Origin of the sequence: Pseudomonas sp. NPDC087697 (assembly GCF_044743155.1) — a bacterium.
Taxonomy (GTDB): domain Bacteria; phylum Pseudomonadota; class Gammaproteobacteria; order Pseudomonadales; family Pseudomonadaceae; genus Aquipseudomonas.
On record NZ_JBIUVW010000003.1, the window covers coordinates 95,875 to 111,378 of the forward strand.

14 protein-coding genes are annotated in these 15,504 nt (G+C 60.3%); all 14 read right to left on the reverse strand.

Features of this window, described 5'->3' with window-relative positions; all coding sequences use genetic code 11:
* Positions 1-204: 204 nt before the first annotated feature.
* The 14 genes from pseI to rfbF are packed head-to-tail and all read right to left on the reverse strand — an operon-like array spanning position 205 to position 15,436.
* Positions 205-1,257, reverse strand: a complete 1,053-nt coding sequence (pseI, locus tag ACIPIN_RS03845) for a pseudaminic acid synthase (protein WP_401115507.1) — start codon at positions 1,255-1,257, stop codon at positions 205-207.
* Positions 1,250-2,755, reverse strand: coding sequence for a UDP-2,4-diacetamido-2,4,6-trideoxy-beta-L-altropyranose hydrolase (gene pseG, locus ACIPIN_RS03850; protein WP_401115510.1), 1,506 nt, complete (start codon positions 2,753-2,755; stop codon positions 1,250-1,252). The genes pseI and pseG overlap by 8 nt, the downstream gene beginning before the upstream one ends.
* Positions 2,752-3,462, reverse strand: coding sequence for a pseudaminic acid cytidylyltransferase (gene pseF, locus ACIPIN_RS03855; RefSeq protein ID WP_401115513.1), 711 nt, complete (start codon positions 3,460-3,462; stop codon positions 2,752-2,754). Before pseF ends, pseG begins: the two co-directional genes overlap by 4 nt.
* Positions 3,459-4,079 carry a pseudaminic acid biosynthesis-associated methylase gene (locus ACIPIN_RS03860; protein ID WP_401115516.1) on the reverse strand — a complete coding sequence of 207 codons (621 nt, stop codon included), beginning with the start codon at positions 4,077-4,079 and terminating at the stop codon, positions 3,459-3,461. Before ACIPIN_RS03860 ends, pseF begins: the two co-directional genes overlap by 4 nt.
* A 33-nt stretch (positions 4,080-4,112) precedes the next feature.
* The gene (gene pseC, locus ACIPIN_RS03865; protein ID WP_401115519.1) at positions 4,113-5,270 is read right to left on the reverse strand and encodes a UDP-4-amino-4,6-dideoxy-N-acetyl-beta-L-altrosamine transaminase; all 1,158 of its coding nucleotides are present in this window, start codon (positions 5,268-5,270) and stop codon (positions 4,113-4,115) included.
* Positions 5,267-6,268 carry a UDP-N-acetylglucosamine 4,6-dehydratase (inverting) gene (gene pseB / locus ACIPIN_RS03870; protein ID WP_401115522.1) on the reverse strand — a complete coding sequence of 334 codons (1,002 nt, stop codon included), beginning with the start codon at positions 6,266-6,268 and terminating at the stop codon, positions 5,267-5,269. Before pseB ends, pseC begins: the two co-directional genes overlap by 4 nt.
* A gap of 30 nt (positions 6,269-6,298) precedes the next feature.
* On the reverse strand, positions 6,299-9,229 hold the full coding sequence (locus tag ACIPIN_RS03875) for a TIGR00180 family glycosyltransferase (protein ID WP_401115525.1): 2,931 nt from the start codon (positions 9,227-9,229) through the stop codon (positions 6,299-6,301).
* Positions 9,230-9,284: 55 nt separating this feature from the next.
* Positions 9,285-10,013, reverse strand: a complete 729-nt coding sequence (locus tag ACIPIN_RS03880) for a cephalosporin hydroxylase family protein (RefSeq protein WP_401115528.1) — start codon at positions 10,011-10,013, stop codon at positions 9,285-9,287.
* Positions 10,014-10,038: 25 nt separating this feature from the next.
* Positions 10,039-10,704, reverse strand: coding sequence for an acetyltransferase (locus tag ACIPIN_RS03885; protein ID WP_401115531.1), 666 nt, complete (start codon positions 10,702-10,704; stop codon positions 10,039-10,041).
* A complete protein-coding gene (locus ACIPIN_RS03890) occupies positions 10,701-11,822 on the reverse strand; it encodes a DegT/DnrJ/EryC1/StrS family aminotransferase (protein WP_401115534.1) in 1,122 nt (373 codons plus the stop codon). Before ACIPIN_RS03890 ends, ACIPIN_RS03885 begins: the two co-directional genes overlap by 4 nt.
* Complete coding sequence (locus ACIPIN_RS03895) at positions 11,819-13,045, reverse strand: methyltransferase domain-containing protein (protein ID WP_401115537.1); 1,227 nt, start codon at positions 13,043-13,045, stop codon at positions 11,819-11,821. The genes ACIPIN_RS03890 and ACIPIN_RS03895 overlap by 4 nt, the downstream gene beginning before the upstream one ends.
* A complete protein-coding gene (locus ACIPIN_RS03900; protein ID WP_401115540.1) occupies positions 13,042-13,602 on the reverse strand; it encodes a dTDP-4-dehydrorhamnose 3,5-epimerase family protein in 561 nt (186 codons plus the stop codon). The genes ACIPIN_RS03895 and ACIPIN_RS03900 overlap by 4 nt, the downstream gene beginning before the upstream one ends.
* Positions 13,599-14,681, reverse strand: coding sequence for a CDP-glucose 4,6-dehydratase (gene rfbG, locus ACIPIN_RS03905; RefSeq protein WP_401115543.1), 1,083 nt, complete (start codon positions 14,679-14,681; stop codon positions 13,599-13,601). Before rfbG ends, ACIPIN_RS03900 begins: the two co-directional genes overlap by 4 nt.
* The gene (rfbF, locus tag ACIPIN_RS03910; protein ID WP_401115546.1) at positions 14,663-15,436 is read right to left on the reverse strand and encodes a glucose-1-phosphate cytidylyltransferase; all 774 of its coding nucleotides are present in this window, start codon (positions 15,434-15,436) and stop codon (positions 14,663-14,665) included. Before rfbF ends, rfbG begins: the two co-directional genes overlap by 19 nt.
* Between the last annotated feature and the right edge of the window lie 68 nt (positions 15,437-15,504).

Below are 15,504 nucleotides of genomic sequence, written 5' to 3' on the forward strand. Positions count from 1 at the left end.
GCTGAATACCCCCGTTCGCACGAATCGAGGGGCGCCGACACATAGAGTTTGCGCTGCCCGCAACGGGCAACCACGGAAAGCTTAAAGGGCTATCACTGAGCCGCTTACCGGCCAGGCGCCATCTTCCCGATCAATACAATACAGTGAAGATGCCCGTTATGACTCGCAGGTCACGCTATTTTGCGTAATCAGCCACAGATGTTGTCATTCGATAAGCGACCAGGCCAGCGGCGTGCCGCGCTTTAGAGGCTCGCGGGCACGTCGTCCGATAATGCTATCAGCGTGTTTGGGCGCCAGGCCCAGACCTGGGCGGATGGCCCGCAGGTTGTCGGGTGTGAACACCTCACCGGCGGCCATGTCCTGGGCGACGTAAAGCGAACGACGGTACACCAGCGACTTCTGCTCGGCCTCGGTGACGCCATAATGCACCTGCCCCATGGCCTGCCAGGCGCGCTCTGTCTCGACCACCAGACTGGCCAGTTCGGCCGGCTCCAGCGAGAAACTCGCGTCGACGCCTCCGGCAGCCCGATCCAGGGTGAAGTGTTTTTCCACCACCGTCGCCCCAAGGGCCACCGCCGCCACCGAAACCCCGACGCCCATGGAATGATCGGACAAACCGACTTCGCAACCAAACAGTTCGCGCAGGTGTGGAATGGTTCGCACGTTGCTGTTGGCAGGCGTGGCCGGGTAGGTGCTGGTGCATTTGAGCAGCACCAGATCCTTGCAGCCGGCCGCACGCGCCGCACGCACGGTTTCATCCAGCTCGGCGATGCTGGCCATGCCGGTGGAAATGATCAGCGGCTTACCGGTGGCCGCCACCCGGCGAATCAGCGGTAAGTCGGTGTTTTCAAAACTGGCGATCTTGTAGGCCGGCACGTCGAGACTTTCGAGAAAGTCCACGGCCGTCTCATCGAATGGTGTCGAGAATGCCAGCATGCCCAGCTCTTTGGCCCGGGCAAAGATCGGTGCATGCCATTCCCACGGCGTATGCGCCTTCTCATACAGCGCATACAGCGAAGAGCCGGCCCACAGACTGCCAGGGTCCTGGATGAAAAACTCGCCGTGATCCAGATTCAGGGTCATGGTGTCGGCAGTGTAGGTTTGCAGCTTCAAGGCATGCGCGCCGGCCTTGGCCGCGGCCTCGACGATCTGCAACGCGACCTCCAGGGACTGATTATGGTTGCCGCTCATCTCGGCGATGATGAACGGCGCCGCCTGCGCGCCGATCAAACGCGAGCCAATACTGAAGCTAGTCATTGTTCCGATCCTTTAATACACGCTCGAAGCGACAGGCCGACTGAATATACCCAGCCTCGTCAAACAGCTTGATCGAGACCGCGTTAGCGGGCAGCACCTGAGCCTCGATAACCGTCAGGTCTGGCCAATGCTGGCTCACGAATTCCTCACCACGCACCAGCAGCGCCCTGCCCCAACCCACTCCGAAACGACCTTCGAAGAGATACACCGAGACCTCGGCGCGTGTGCCGCACCGGTCGTAGCGCAACACTCCAACGGGACCATCGGTGGTCTGCCCGATCAGCAACAGCCGCTGCGCATTGACCAGACTGGCCGCCATCCAGGCTCGATGAGCGTCCCAACTGATCGGGGCCTGGCTAATCGACCAGCGACGCACCGCCTCGGCATTGCGCCCGTCAAACAACAGCCGTTCATCAGCGCTTTGCGCCTGGCGCAGTTGCAGGCTCTCGCCGCTCAATGCGACAGCAAAACGCCGAGCGCCCAGGCCATCGACCCATTGGCGCGAACGCTGCGCCAGGCTTTGACGCAGGCTGATGTTGCTCAACACAAAACCAACAGCCTGACGCAGGCAATCGACATCCACCTGCTCACTGGTGCCCAGGTACACATGAGCACCCGCCGCCGCCAGGCGTTCGGCATTGGCTTGTTGATTCCCCGACACAGCAATGCAAATGGTCGGCAGGCCCAGCGCCGCGCGCTCCCAACTGGTTCCGCCGCCCGCGCCAATGAACAGATCCGCCTGCGCCATCAACTGTGCAAAGTCACTGACGAAGGTCTGCAGCCGCCATTTGGGCCGCTGCGCCGCCATCGCTTGCATCTGTTCCAGGGCAGGATTGGCTCTACCTGCAATGAAATCCACTTCCAGTTCGGTAAAGTCGGCCAGCGCGCGCATGGCCTTCCAGGTCTCACCCGCCCCATCAAGACCACCAAAATTCACCAATACCCGGCTGGGCCGAGGACTGATCGGCACGGGCTCACGCCTGAACTCGTCGCGAATCAGTGCATAACGGGGCCCGAACAGTTGGCGACAAAGGTTCAGTGCGCGCTGTGCGTACGCCGGATCGTTGGCGGTCAGGTTTTGATCGAACAGCAGGTCGACTGCATGCTTGCGATTATTCAGGTCGTCGATTGCAGCGATGCGCCGGGCCCACTGACGGGCCGCGCCTTGCCACTGATGATCGAGACCGTAATGATCAACCACAATCCAGTCGAAGCGGCCTTCCGCCGCCAGACAATCGCCCAGGGCGTCGATGTCCGCTTGCCACGGTAACAACGCCTCGATCCCCAGCGACGGGTCTTCTCCCGGATAGTCCGCAGGTAAAGCGAACGTGCGAAAGCCTTGTGCCTCCAGCCGCGCCAGGGAATTACCCGGCAACACGCGACAGGCAAACAGGACCTGGGCACCGCTTTCGCGCAGTACCTGGGCCAACGTCAAACAACGCGCCACATGGCCGCTGCCAATGGCCGACGACGCATCGGCGCGGATCAGTACTCTCACGGTTCCAGCTCCCCGGCTGCTTGAAGTGCCGTGTACAGGTATTGCGCGCGCACCCAGTCCTCTTCGGTATCGATGTCCTGGACCAGATGCCGGGGCAACATCACCGGCAAGCTTTGCTCAGAGTACAAAACCGTCCCCTGCAGCCAGGCTTCGCTGCGTCCCCAGTAGAATTGCCCGGCATCCTGATAGGCGGTCGGCAGGTCCTGGGAGCGTGTGTTGCGATACTCGGGATACAGCGGCGTCAAGGCGCCCTGCGGGTTGACGGTCAAGGCGCGCTGCACCGGAAATCCGAAATCACAGACTGAGAAGGCAAAGGACTTTTTCGGGTACAGGGCCAGCAATTCTGCCCCCTGTCGCAAATAGCGTTTTTGCAGCAACGGTGCCGTCGCATAAATGCAGCAGGCCTGGTCAAAAAAACGCCCCTGCTGCTGCAATGTTTCAAGGGCATGTACAATCACCGCCGCCGTCCCGGTGAAATCGTCCGCCAGTTCCGCCGGCCGCATGAACGGCACCTGCGCGCCCAAGGCCCGGGCGAACGCAGCGATTTCATCATCTTCGGTACTGACGATCACTTCATCGAACAACCCCGATGTCAGGGCGACGCGAATCGAGTGAGCAATCATCGGCTCACCGTGAAACAGCTTGAGATTCTTGCGCGGGATGCGCTTGCTGCCGCCACGGGCCGGGATAATTGCGATTGCACTCAAGGGCGTTTTTCCAACAGAAACCAGGTGATGTCGTCGACCGGAAATTGCGGATCACGGTGGTAACCAAAACCATAGTCGAGCAAGTGCAGATCAGCATAGCGATCAAGCATTTCGCCGGCGAAATCGCGCTTGAACAATTTGCCGCTGTTGCCGCGATACGACACCTCGACGGGCGACGGGTTGTAGTACTCGCCGATCAGGATATAACGCCGGCTCAACTCATAGAGCTGTGCATAAGCCGCCGGCAACAACTCGGGCGCCAGATGAATCAGCACGCCTTTGCTCAGGGTCAGATCAAAGCTGCGCTCGCGCGGATAATCGAACAGCGAACCCTGCCAGACCTCGGCAATCCCCAACGCCTGCGCCTCGGCATGAGCGCTGGCATTGATCTCCACGCCGTGCAAGGCGCATTCAGGCAACAGCTGATGCAACGCCCGCAGGTTATTGCCTGAGTTGGTGCCCAGTTCCAACAGGCTGTCGAGACGTGTCGTGCGCGCCAGCGCCTTGGCGAACAGCGCCAGGTTGGCCGCGACCAGCGGTTGCCCCTGGTTACGCGCTACGTACTGATCACCGAACGCTCCGCGCCAGAACTCTTCCTGCTCACTCAACTCACGCATGCGTCACTCTCATCAACCCGTAAAGGAAGGTCTTCAACTGATGATTCGTCTCAGTTGCTCAACCACATAATCCTGCTGTTCATCGCTCAACCCAGGGTACATCGGCAAGCTGATCGCCTCGGCGTAGTAACGCTCTGCTTCGGGAAAGTCGCCATCGGCAAATCCCAGATCACGATAATAGGGCTGCAAGTGCACTGGAATATAGTGCAGGTTCACCCCCACACCCGCCTCGCGCAATGCCTCGAAGACTTGCCGGTGGCTCGGCGTAATCCGCGCGCGCTGCAAGCGCACCACATACAGGTGCCAGGCCGACTCCGCGCCAGGCTGAATACTTGGCAAGGTCAACGGCAGCCCCGCCAGTAGCCGGTCATACCGTGCGACCAGCTCACGGCGCCGAGCGATAAAGCCGTCGAGCTTGTCCAGTTGCGAAAGCCCGAGCGCCGCCTGGAGATCGGTGATCCGATAATTGAAGCCCAACTCCACCTGCTGGTAGTACCACGGACCATGACTGTGCTCGGTCATCTGCGTCGGGTCCCGGGTCATGCCATGGCTGCGCAGGCGCTGCATGCGCTCGGCCAGTTCAGGGCGATTGGTCAGGACCATGCCACCTTCAGCGCTGGTGATGATTTTCACCGGGTGGAAACTGAACACCGTCATCGCCGCAAACTCGCCGCAACCGACCGGACGCCCGGCATACGACGCACCGACCGCGTGGGACGCATCCTCGATCAGCGTGAAGCCATAGCGCTCGCTCAGTTCAGCAATGGCTTGCATGTCACAGCTTTGCCCGGCAAAAGCCACTGCGACCACCACTTTAGGCAACGTCCCGTTGCTCTCCGCCACCACAAGCTTAAGCCTCAGGGCGTTTGCATCGAGATTCCAGGTCAACGGATCGATATCGACGAAATCGACTTCGGCACCGCAGTAACGTCCGCAGTTGGCTGACGCCAGGAAGGTATTCGGGCTGGTCCAGAGTCGATCGCCCGGCCCTAACCCGGCCGCCAGACAAGCAATGTGCAAGGCCGCCGTGGCATTGCACACCGCCACCGCGTGAGCGGCTTCACAGCGTCGGGCCATGGCCTGTTCAAAACGTTCGATGGTCGGCCCCTGGGTCAACCAGTCGGACTGCAACACCGCGACCACTGCGTCGATATCCGCCTGATCCACGCTTTGCCGACCGTAAGGAATCATGCCGACAACTCGGCGTGCAACTCGGCGATCTGCCCGACCGAGAGGAAATGCGCATTGGTGTCGGAGCGGTACTCGAAGTCCTCGCTCACATGCCGTCCCTGCTCACCCACGCCATCCAGCGCAAAATCAATGTCGACGTGAGTAAAACGAATCGACGGCTCGATGGTGTAGTGGTCCTCAAACTCCAGGGTCATCCGTGCGTCATCGAGCGGCACCATCAACTCATGCAGTTTTTCGCCCGGACGAATCCCGACGATCTTGTGCGGCAAATGCTCAGCCATGCCCCGTGCCAGATCGACGATGCGAATAGACGGGATCTTCGGCACAAAAATCTCCCCACCATGCATGCGCGCGAAGCTGTCGAGCACGAACTGCACACCATGATCGAGGGTGATCCAGAAGCGGGTCATGCGCTCGTCGGTGATCGGCAGTTCTTTTGCACCCTCGGCAATCAGTTTGCTGAAGAACGGCACCACCGAACCACGTGACCCGGCAACATTGCCGTAGCGCACCACCGCAAACCGGGTTTGCTGATCACCGGCGATATTGTTTGCCGCGACGAACAGTTTGTCCGAAAGCAGCTTGGTCGCACCGTACAGGTTGATCGGGCTGGCGGCTTTGTCGGTGGACAGCGCAACGACTTTCTTCACACCGTTATCAATGGCGGCGGCGATGATATTTTCCGCGCCATTGACGTTGGTACGAATGCATTCAGTGGGGTTGTATTCCGCCGCGGGCACCTGTTTCAGGGCGGCGGCATGCACCACGTAGTCGATCCCGCGCATCGCCTGACGCAAACGCTCGGCATCGCGCACATCGCCCAAAAAGTAGCGCATGCACGGTGCATTGAAGGTTTGCTGCATCTCGTACTGTTTGAGTTCATCGCGCGAGAACACCACCACCCGCTTGGGCTGGTACTGCTCCAGCAAACGCCGGATGAACATGCGCCCGAACGAACCGGTACCGCCCGAGATGAAAATCGATTTGCCGTTGAACATGCCGTGAATCCTTTTACCTGTGCGCCTGACTTAAACCAGCAACCGCGCCCAATCCACACTGGTCGCGTTGCCGAGGGTGAAACCCTTGCCGGTCAGGGCGAGGTTCTTGTTGTAAGCCAGATCGTGCTGAAACGGCCCGGCCCATTTTTCACGCAAGGCCGCAAGCGCCTGCGGGGCGTCGGGCAAGGTGCCAGGGTGAATGACTTGCACCTGCGGCGTCCACACCACCAGATAGCCGGCCTGACCGGCTTTCAGGCACAGGTCGACATCGCCGTAGGCGTCGGCGAAAGCGCCTTCGTCCAGCCCGCCAACCTCGTCGAACAGCGCTTTGCGGATCATCAGGCACACGGCCGAGACGGCCGAATAGTTCTGCTCCAGCACCAGACGATTCAGATAGCCCTTGGCATCCTTCGACTCGCCGACGAACGCCGAATCGACGCCGTCGTTCATGCCCAGAATCAGCCCGGCCTGAGTGACCTTGGCATCGCGATCAAACAGCTTGGCGCCAACCACACCGACTTCCGGGCGTTGGGCCTGGTTGAGCAGGGATTCGAGCCAGTTCGGGTTGACCACTTCACTGTCTGCCGCCAGCAGCACCAGGTATTCACCCTGGGTCTGCTGACTGGCCTCGTTGTACAACGCCGACAGGCTGAGACGCTCGTGCGCCCGCAGGACACGGACCTTGTCGCCCGGCTGCCCGAGGCCGTCCAGCCATTGCAGGATGTCCGGTGACTGGCTCGCGTTGTCGGCGATCAGTACTTCGTAACGGGTATAGCGGGTTCGCTGCACAATGCCGGTCAGGCACCGTTGCAGCTGCTCTAGATTGTCCTGGCTCGCCACGATGATCGACACCAGCGGACGCTCGGTGTGACGGTAATCGATTTGATAAGTACCAGGCTCGGCGGAGCTGATTTGCGCCTTGTAGCCACGGGTCGCGAGGTGACGGATCAACGCCAGACGCTCGTGGGCATTGTCTTCCAGTACCGGCGCCCGGGCGATCAGCAACGGTTCGTCCAGATGAGCCAGCCAGGCCAGACCGCCTTGCTCGATGATCCGCAGCAGCAGGTCGAACTCCAGCGCCTTGCTGAAGTCGGCCTGATAACCGCCCGCCTCCAGCAACACATCCTTGCGGATCAGCCAGTGCCGCGCCATCAGCGCCGGCAGGCTTTGCAGCAGGTCGAGGTTGAAACCTGGACGGAACACATCGACCAGCGCGCCATTGGCGTCACGCTGAATCTCGTCCGAGGCCACCGCTCGGCATTCGGGCGCGGCCTGCAGTTCCAGACCTGCGCGCAACAGACCGCCGGCGGTGAACTCGTCACCCGCCTCGGTCAGCAACAACCAGTCGCACGGCGATTGACGCGCGATCTGATTGAGCTTGTCGACATAGTTGGCCTGCGTCACGCGAACAAAGTGCAAAGTGTTGTGCACCGTCGTTGCCGCCATCGGCTCGCCCGTGGTGAACACCACGATCTTGAAGGCGTGGTTGCGACCTTCCAGCAAACTGTCGAGGGTGATCTGTAGCTTGGCCGCGTCGTTATCGAGGTCCAGCACCAGAATGCCAAACTGTGGACCGCCATTGTGGGCGGCCAGATAACGCGACGTCGCAGCGACTTCGTCAGCGTCCGGGGTACGCGCCGCCAGCCACTTGAGCAGGCGACCGGAGCGCATGGCACCGAACGCCTCTTCATTGCCTTGAGTCGATACTGCGTCCAGACGCTCGGCCCAGGCGAACATGTCCCGCGCGTCGTCCGCTTCACCCAGAAGCTCCAACTGCTGCGCCAGACGCTTGACCACCTGACGGTTGAACGGGTTGCTGCCGTACGCGTACCCCAGGCGCTCGACGACGCTTTCAGCGGTGTCGTTGTTGCGTGGCCGCATCATGTCGGCCTGCATCGCCCAGATACCTTCAAGCCCCTGAAGCTGAACGCGGCCAGCCGGCATGGCATGCAGCAGAAATTCAAACTGGCTCAACAGGTCGAAGAACTTTTGATTGTAGAAAGGCATTTCGACATATTGCAAAAGCCCGAATTGGCGGTCAGGTCCCTTCTGCACATTGTTCCAGCGCGACTCGAAAATCGGCTCGGCAGTCAACGCCCGACGGTTGCGCAGGCTGTCAGCCATCGCCTCGAAACTGTCCAGTGCCAATTGCCTGGCCTGCTCCGCATCAAGACCGGTGCGGGTGCTCGGCAACGTCGCCAGCAATTGGGCGAACGCTTCACGATCCGCTACCGATTTGGCATCGGCGAGGGTCAGGGTGCTGTAGATCTCGGTGTTGTGCTCCGACTCAAGGTAATTGACCTCTCGCACCACATACGGGATCGGCAGAATTCGCGCCTTGGCCATTGCCAGCATGTAGTACGCATGGCCGATTTCCTGCCATTCGAAGATGGTGTTCTCCGGCATGACCGCGTACCAGTCACGCAACAGCTCAGTGCGGTGAACAGCATAGAACGGCGGGATGTACTGATGCATGAAGTCGATGACACGGTCCTGCGCGCGCTCGGACGAATAGTCCTCACAGACCTTCTTGTCCCGACGGTAGTAGCTCACGCTGTTGGCCAGGGTCAGGTACATCAGGCAATAGCCATGGCACATGCCGTAATCCGGATTGGCTTCCAGGAACGACACCGAAGCGTCGAGGGCGTCATGCACGATGAAGTCATCGTCGGCGGCAAACACCATGTAGGGCGTGGTGACTTGCTGCACGCCGTAGTCGAGCTTGGCACGAATGCCCCAATAACCGTACTGCGGCAGGTGCTGATAGTCGACGGAGGGGTACACGCCGTCGATGCCATCGGTGACCTGGGTCGAAGAGTCCAGTACCAGAATCCTGCAAGGCAAGGTGCTGTAAAACTTCACCGCCCGGCGCGCAAAGGCCGGTCGGTTGTGGGTGATGAGTACCACCGTCAACAACTCGTTCAATGGTAATCCGCTTTCAGAACCGTACTTGCCTTGCATAGTCTTTCCCCACAACCGGCGTATCGCCCGATGAACTCAACAATGATGTCGTTGCTTAACGAACCCGACGCAGATAGCCGTCCGGCGCTACGGTGATCAGCAGCTTGCTGTGAATCCGCGCATCGATTTCAAAGTCGCGGTTTTCTTCCAGGTAGGCCCAGACTGCCGTTTTCGGGTTGTCGCCCTTGCCCCACGGACGATCCGGGAAGGCGTCTTCCGGCATGTCTTCGACCACGGTGTCCATCACTACGCAGTAGCTGCCGACCGAAACCAGCGGCGCATACAGACGCAGCTCTTCAAGCACATGTTCGTGAGTGTGGTTGGAGTCCAGAACCACCAGCACTTTCTTGCCGGCAACCCGCGCACGAACTTCATCAACGATGGCCGGATCGATGCTCGAACCCTGGATCATGCTGATCCGGCGCGCCATCGGGTGGGCTTCAATGGCTTCGCGGTTGTGTTGACGAATGTCGATGTCCACACCCAGCACTTCACCGTGGCCGATCAGTTCCAGCATCGAGGCGTAAAACACCAGGGAGCCGCCATGGGCGATACCCGTTTCGACGATCACCTCCGGACGCAGGTCCCAGATGATTTCCTGCATGGCGACCATATCCTGAGGAAACTGAATGATCGGCCGGCCCATCCAGCTGAAATTGTAGGTGTATTTGTGTTTGGCCGTGACACCGACCCAGTCCAGCGACTCGGACTGAAGTTTTTTGTCCTGCTGCAAGCCTTCGATATTCTGGCTTACTTCTTCGCGAAACTGCTCATGAGGATTCATGCAAACGCTCCGATACGGGGTGTTGTTAGTTGAAAACCCGACCGTCCTGATAAGGGACAGCCTGAGTCTTGATAATTCGTGCGGGATTGCCGACGACGACTGCGTAGTCGGGGACGTCCCGGGTGACCACTGCTCCGGCGCCGACCGTGGCCCAGCGACCAATGCGCAAGCGTGGCAGGATCGTGGCGTTGGTGCCGATGAAAGCCCCGTCACCCACTTCAACGCAGCCGGCGATAGCAACGCCGGGCGCCATGAACACGCTGTGCCCGATCCGACCTTCGTGCCCAATCAGGCTGCCGTAGCTGATGCTGCTGTTATCGCCCAGGGACACTTCGGCCTGGATGATCACGCCTTCCTGCAGATAGTTGCCGGTGCCCATGCGCGTCATGCTCAGATCAACGCCCGGGTGCAGGAAGTTACCCAGCGTGCCACCGGCCTCGATGATCTGCCGTGTCGTCTCGTAACGGGTTTTGGTGTCACGGGTGATCAGGTTCACGAACTGCGTGTCCGGACCTTTCAAGTCGGCCACACGCTCTACCCCACCGATCACCGACACGCCATAAAACAACGTGCCGTGCTTGGCTGCATCGTTGTCGAGAAAGGCAAACTCCACGGCAGGGTTGGCCCGTTTGACGGAGCCGATCATGCGCACCGCTTCAGGGTTCGCCGCGCCCAACAGGTAGACCTTCACCGCACATTCCTTTGCTTGCAGACCGTGCGAATCACCTCAATCACCCGCTGCTGGTCGGCGTCGGTCATGTCGTGGTAACTCGGCAGATTGATGGCCCGTTCCGACAGCGAGAACGCTGTCGGCGTGTGCACCGGTTTATCGGCAAACATCGGCAACGCCGACAATGGCCAGAAAAACACCCGGGCATCGATATCCGCAGCCTGGAAGGCTTCGATCAACAGCTCTCGGGTAATACCGGTGCTTTCATGGAACACCACCGTGGGCATCCAGTAACCGTTCCTGGAATGCTCCGGTTGAGGGTTCATGGACAGCAACGGGATATCCAGCAATCCCTGGGCATACCGATCGAAGATCGCGCGTTTGCGGGCGATCAACTCATCGACACGTTCGATCTGGGCGCAACCAATGGCAGCCTGCAGGTTGCTCATCTTGTATTTGAAACCGATGAAATCCGGCCAGAACTGACGTGTGCTACCACTGACACGACCGTGGTTGGAGAGCGTAAGCACTCGTTCATACAGCGCCTTGTCCGAGGTCACGAAAATCCCGCCTTCCCCGGTGGTCATGGTCTTGGTCCCATGAAAGGAGAACGCGCCGAAGGCCCCCAACGAGCCCGCGGCTTTACCACGCCATTGCGAGCCGATGGCTTCGGCGGCGTCTTCGATGACCGCAATCCCGTACTCGCGGCCGATCGCAAGCAACGTGTCCAGATCGCACAGGTTGCCGTACAAATGCACCGCCACGATGGCTTTCGTTCGTGGCGTAATGGCTTGCCGGGCCTGCTCCGGATCCAGACACCAACTGTCCGGCAACACGTCGACAAAAACCGGTGTCGCGCCCAGGTAATCGATGGGTGCCGCCGAGGCGATCCAGTTGGTGTTGGCCAGAATCACTTCATCACCCGGGCCGATCCCCAGTGCGGCCATGCCCATGTGCAAGGCGCCGGTACAGCTGGACGTCGCAATGGCGTAGGGCACGCCCATGTGCTGCGCGAAGGACTTCTCGAAACGCGTGATGTACTCGTAGCAACGCTCGCCCCAGCCATGCTGCACAGCATCCAGCACGTACTTGGCTTCCAGCTCGCCCACACTGGGCCTGGTGTAGTGAATTCGGCTCATCTGAAGCTCAACTCCGGAATGGCAACGACAAAACGCGCGCCCCAACTGCGGACAACCGCGTATTGCTGGGTGATCTCGTCCAGCAGGTTCCATGGCAGCACCAGAACGTAGTCCGGTTTCTCGATTTCAATCCGCTCGGGAGCGACCACCGGAATGCGGCTGCCCGGCAAGAACTTGCCTTGCTTGTGCGGGTTGGCATCCGCCACCCAGGCCAGCAGGTCTGGCTTGATACCGGCATAGTTGAGCAAGGTGTTGCCTTTGGCGGCGGCGCCATAACCGACCACGCGTTTGCCCTCGGCCTTGGCCTGCAAGAGGAAACGCAACAGTCCGTGTTTGATCCGTTCCGCGGCCGGGGCCAGGGTCGCGTAGTAGGCAGCGGTTTTCACACCGGCCGCCTGCTCGACCTGCAACTGTTGTTGCACCGCAGGCATCACTTCACGGCGCACACCCTCGGCACGCTGCACGAACACTCGCAGTGAGCCGCCATGGGTCGGCAGTTCGCTGACATCGAAAACTTCCAGGCCATTGCGCTCGCACAAACGCTGTACGGCGGTCAGCGACAGATAGGAATAGTGCTCGTGGTAAAGGGTGTCGAACTGCTGCCCGGCCATCAGCGTCAACAGCTGCGGAAACTCGAATGTCGCCACGCCCGAGGGCTTGAGCAGCGTCGCGAAGCCGCTGAGAAAATCATTGATGTCCGGCACATGCGCCAGCACATTGTTGGCGGCCATCAGGTCCGCGCCCCAGCCCTCGTCCAGCAACTGCAAGGCGCTGTCGCGACCGAAGAACAGCTCGCGTATGTCCAGGCCTTTTTCCCGCGCGGCCTGTGCCGTGCTGCGGGTCGGCTCGACACCCAGGCAACGGATACCGCGTTGCGCAACGTACTGCAGCAAGTAGCCATCGTTGGCGGCAATTTCCACCACACGACTCACGGCGGTCAATCCGAAACGCTCGACCATCTCGGCCACATACCGATCGGCATGAGCCAGCCAGGTGCTGGAAAAGGAACTGAAGTACGCATAGTCGGCATCGAACAGACTCTCAGCGCTGGTGTAGTCCTCGGTCTGCACCAGCCAGCATTCCTGGCAGACCGCGACTTTCAACGGGACCCACTGCTCGGCCTGATCCAACTGTTCGGCCCGCAGGTACGCGTTGGACGGCGGCGAGGTGCCCAGATCGATCAACGGCAACGCCAACGGGGTGCCGCAACCTCGGCAGTTCATAGACGCACTCCAGGGAAATGGTCATCAAGCCAGGGATCGGCGGCATCCCGGGTCGACAGATTTTTGACAGGCTCGGGCCAGGCAATCGCCAGACGCGGGTCGAGCACCGACAGGCCGCCTTCGTGATCCGGGGCGTAATCGGCGCTGTGCAGATAAAGCAGCTCGGCATCGTCGCTCAAGGTCTGAAAACCATGGGCGAAACCGGCAGGAATCAACAAGCTGCGACCATCACCGGCGCGCAGGTGCTCGGCGTGCCACTGCAAAAAGGTCGCCGAGTCCGGTCGCAGATCGACCGCGACATCCCAGACTTCACCGCGCAGGCAGGTGATCAGTTTGGCTTCCGGTGCCTGGGCATTCTGATAATGCAAACCGCGCACGCTGCCGCGCTCACGGGTGCAGGACTGGTTGATCTGACGAATATGGAACGGCTCGCCAAAGGCGCTCAGGCTGCCCTCGCAGAACAACCGGGCGAAGTGCCCGCGCTGATCGTCATGACGTTTGTGCTGAACACTGAACAAGCCCTGAAGTGGCAATGCGCTGATCCGGAATTCGCTCACCGCAACCCCCGATACAGGTTCAACTGGCTCAAGGTGATGGCACGCATGTCATCACCATTTTCCCAGGCCAGGTGCCAATCCAGGGTGTGCGTCAGGCAGTCTTGCAACGACCAGCGCGGCTGCCATGCCAACAACTGACGGGCGCGACTGCTGTCCAGACGCAACAGGCCAGCCTCATGCAACTCACTCGGTTCGATGCGCAAACCGCGCGCATGCGGCCAGCGCCTGGAAAGCAGTTCGACCACTTCACCGACGCTGCACATGTCGCCTTCGCTCGGCCCGAAGTTCCACGCACCGGCGAATTGCGGACCGTGCTCATAAAGGCCAGCAGCCAGTTGCAGGTAACCGGCCAGGGGTTCCAGCGCGTGCTGCCAAGGGCGAACGGCCTGTGGGTAACGCAGGGTCACCGGTTCATTCGCCGACCACGCCTTGAGCACATCGGGAATCAACCGTTCCGGGGCGAAATCGCCGCCACCGAGCACATTCCCGGCACGCGCCGTGGCCAATGCCAGACCGTGCTCGACATGCCGTTCGGCAGGGAAAAACGAGGCCGCGTAAGACTGCGCCAACAACTCGCAGCAAGCCTTGCTGCTGCTGTAAGGATCATGGCCGCCAAGGGCTTCGTTCTCGCGATAGGGCCACAGCCATTCCTGATTGGCGTAGACCTTGTCGGTAGTCACCAGAACGCACGCACGTACCCCGCCGATCTGGCGAATCGCTTCCAGCAGATTGAGCGTGCCCATGACGTTGCTCGAGTAAGTCCCGAGCGGGTCACGGTAGCCTTCGCGCACCAGCGGCTGCGCCGCCAGATGCAGGACGATTTCTGGCTGAACCTCGGCGATCAGTTCCAGCAAGGCTGCCAGATCACGCAAATCACCACGCTGATCGTTGATGCCTTCAGCAACACGCGCCAGTTCGAACAGACTCGGTTCGGTGGACGGGTCCAGGGCAAAACCTGTGACCTCAGCCCCCAGGCTTTGCAGCCACAGTGTCAACCAACTGCCTTTGAAACCGGTGTGACCGGTGACCAGTACCCGCTTGCCGCGCCAGAATTGTGAACTCAGTCCCACTGCTTCCATGGGGCCTCCCCGCTCTGCCACAGGTGCTCCAGATGGTTCTTGTCACGCAGGGTGTCCATCGGGTGCCAGAAACCATCGTGCTGGAACGCGTTCAGTTGCCCCTCGGCAGCCAGAGTCATCAACGGCTCGGATTCCCATACAGTCTCGTCGGCGGTGATCAGCGGCAGCACTTTGGGTGACAAGACAAAGAAGCCACCGTTGATCCAGCCACCATCACCGCGAGGCTTTTCGGTAAAGCCACGCACCAGATCACCATCGCGCTCCAGTGCGCCGTAACGTCCGGGCGGCTGCACCGCCGTGACGGTGGCCAGCTTGCCGCTGCTCAAGTGGAAATCCACCAGCGCGCCAATATTCAGGTCCGACACACCGTCGCCATAGGTGAAGCAGAACGCTTCCTGGTCTTCCAGGTAGCGGCTGGCGCGACGCAAACGGCCGCCGGTCATGGTGTCTTCACCGGTGTCGATCAAGGTGACACGCCAAGGCTCGCTGTAGTTCTGGTGAACGTCCATGCGGTTGTTGGACATGTCGAAAGTGACGTCAGAGGTATGCAGGAAGTAGTTGGCGAAGAAGTCCTTGATCGCGTAGCCCTTGTAGCCCAGACAAATCACGAAGTCGTGAATTCCGTGTGCGGAATACTGCTTCATGATGTGCCAGAGAATTGGCTTGCCGCCGATCTCGATCATCGGCTTGGGCTTGAGGTGCGACTCTTCGCTGATCCGCGTGCCCAGGCCACCCGCCAGAATAACTGCCTTCATCTTGTCCCCTCTTGTTCGTCACAGGGCCAGCCCAAGCCCTACAAGGCTTTGCGACCGTCTGGATAAAT

Bases quoted from the DNA above. Each gene is read 5' to 3' on its own strand.
- pseI (WP_401115507.1), bottom strand. From the start codon at position 1,257: ATGACTAGCTTCAGTATTGGCTCGCGTTTGATCGGCGCGCAGGCGGCG.
- ACIPIN_RS03860 (WP_401115516.1), bottom strand. From the start codon at position 4,079: ATGCGTGAGTTGAGTGAGCAGGAAGAGTTCTGGCGCGGAGCGTTCGGT.
- pseC (WP_401115519.1), bottom strand. From the start codon at position 5,270: ATGATTCCTTACGGTCGGCAAAGCGTGGATCAGGCGGATATCGACGCA.
- pseB (WP_401115522.1), bottom strand. From the start codon at position 6,268: ATGTTCAACGGCAAATCGATTTTCATCTCGGGCGGTACCGGTTCGTTC.
- ACIPIN_RS03875 (WP_401115525.1), bottom strand. From the start codon at position 9,229: ATGCAAGGCAAGTACGGTTCTGAAAGCGGATTACCATTGAACGAGTTG.
- ACIPIN_RS03880 (WP_401115528.1), bottom strand. From the start codon at position 10,013: ATGAATCCTCATGAGCAGTTTCGCGAAGAAGTAAGCCAGAATATCGAA.
- ACIPIN_RS03890 (WP_401115534.1), bottom strand. From the start codon at position 11,822: ATGAGCCGAATTCACTACACCAGGCCCAGTGTGGGCGAGCTGGAAGCC.
- ACIPIN_RS03895 (WP_401115537.1), bottom strand. From the start codon at position 13,045: ATGAACTGCCGAGGTTGCGGCACCCCGTTGGCGTTGCCGTTGATCGAT.
- rfbG (WP_401115543.1), bottom strand. From the start codon at position 14,681: ATGGAAGCAGTGGGACTGAGTTCACAATTCTGGCGCGGCAAGCGGGTA.
- rfbF (WP_401115546.1), bottom strand. From the start codon at position 15,436: ATGAAGGCAGTTATTCTGGCGGGTGGCCTGGGCACGCGGATCAGCGAA.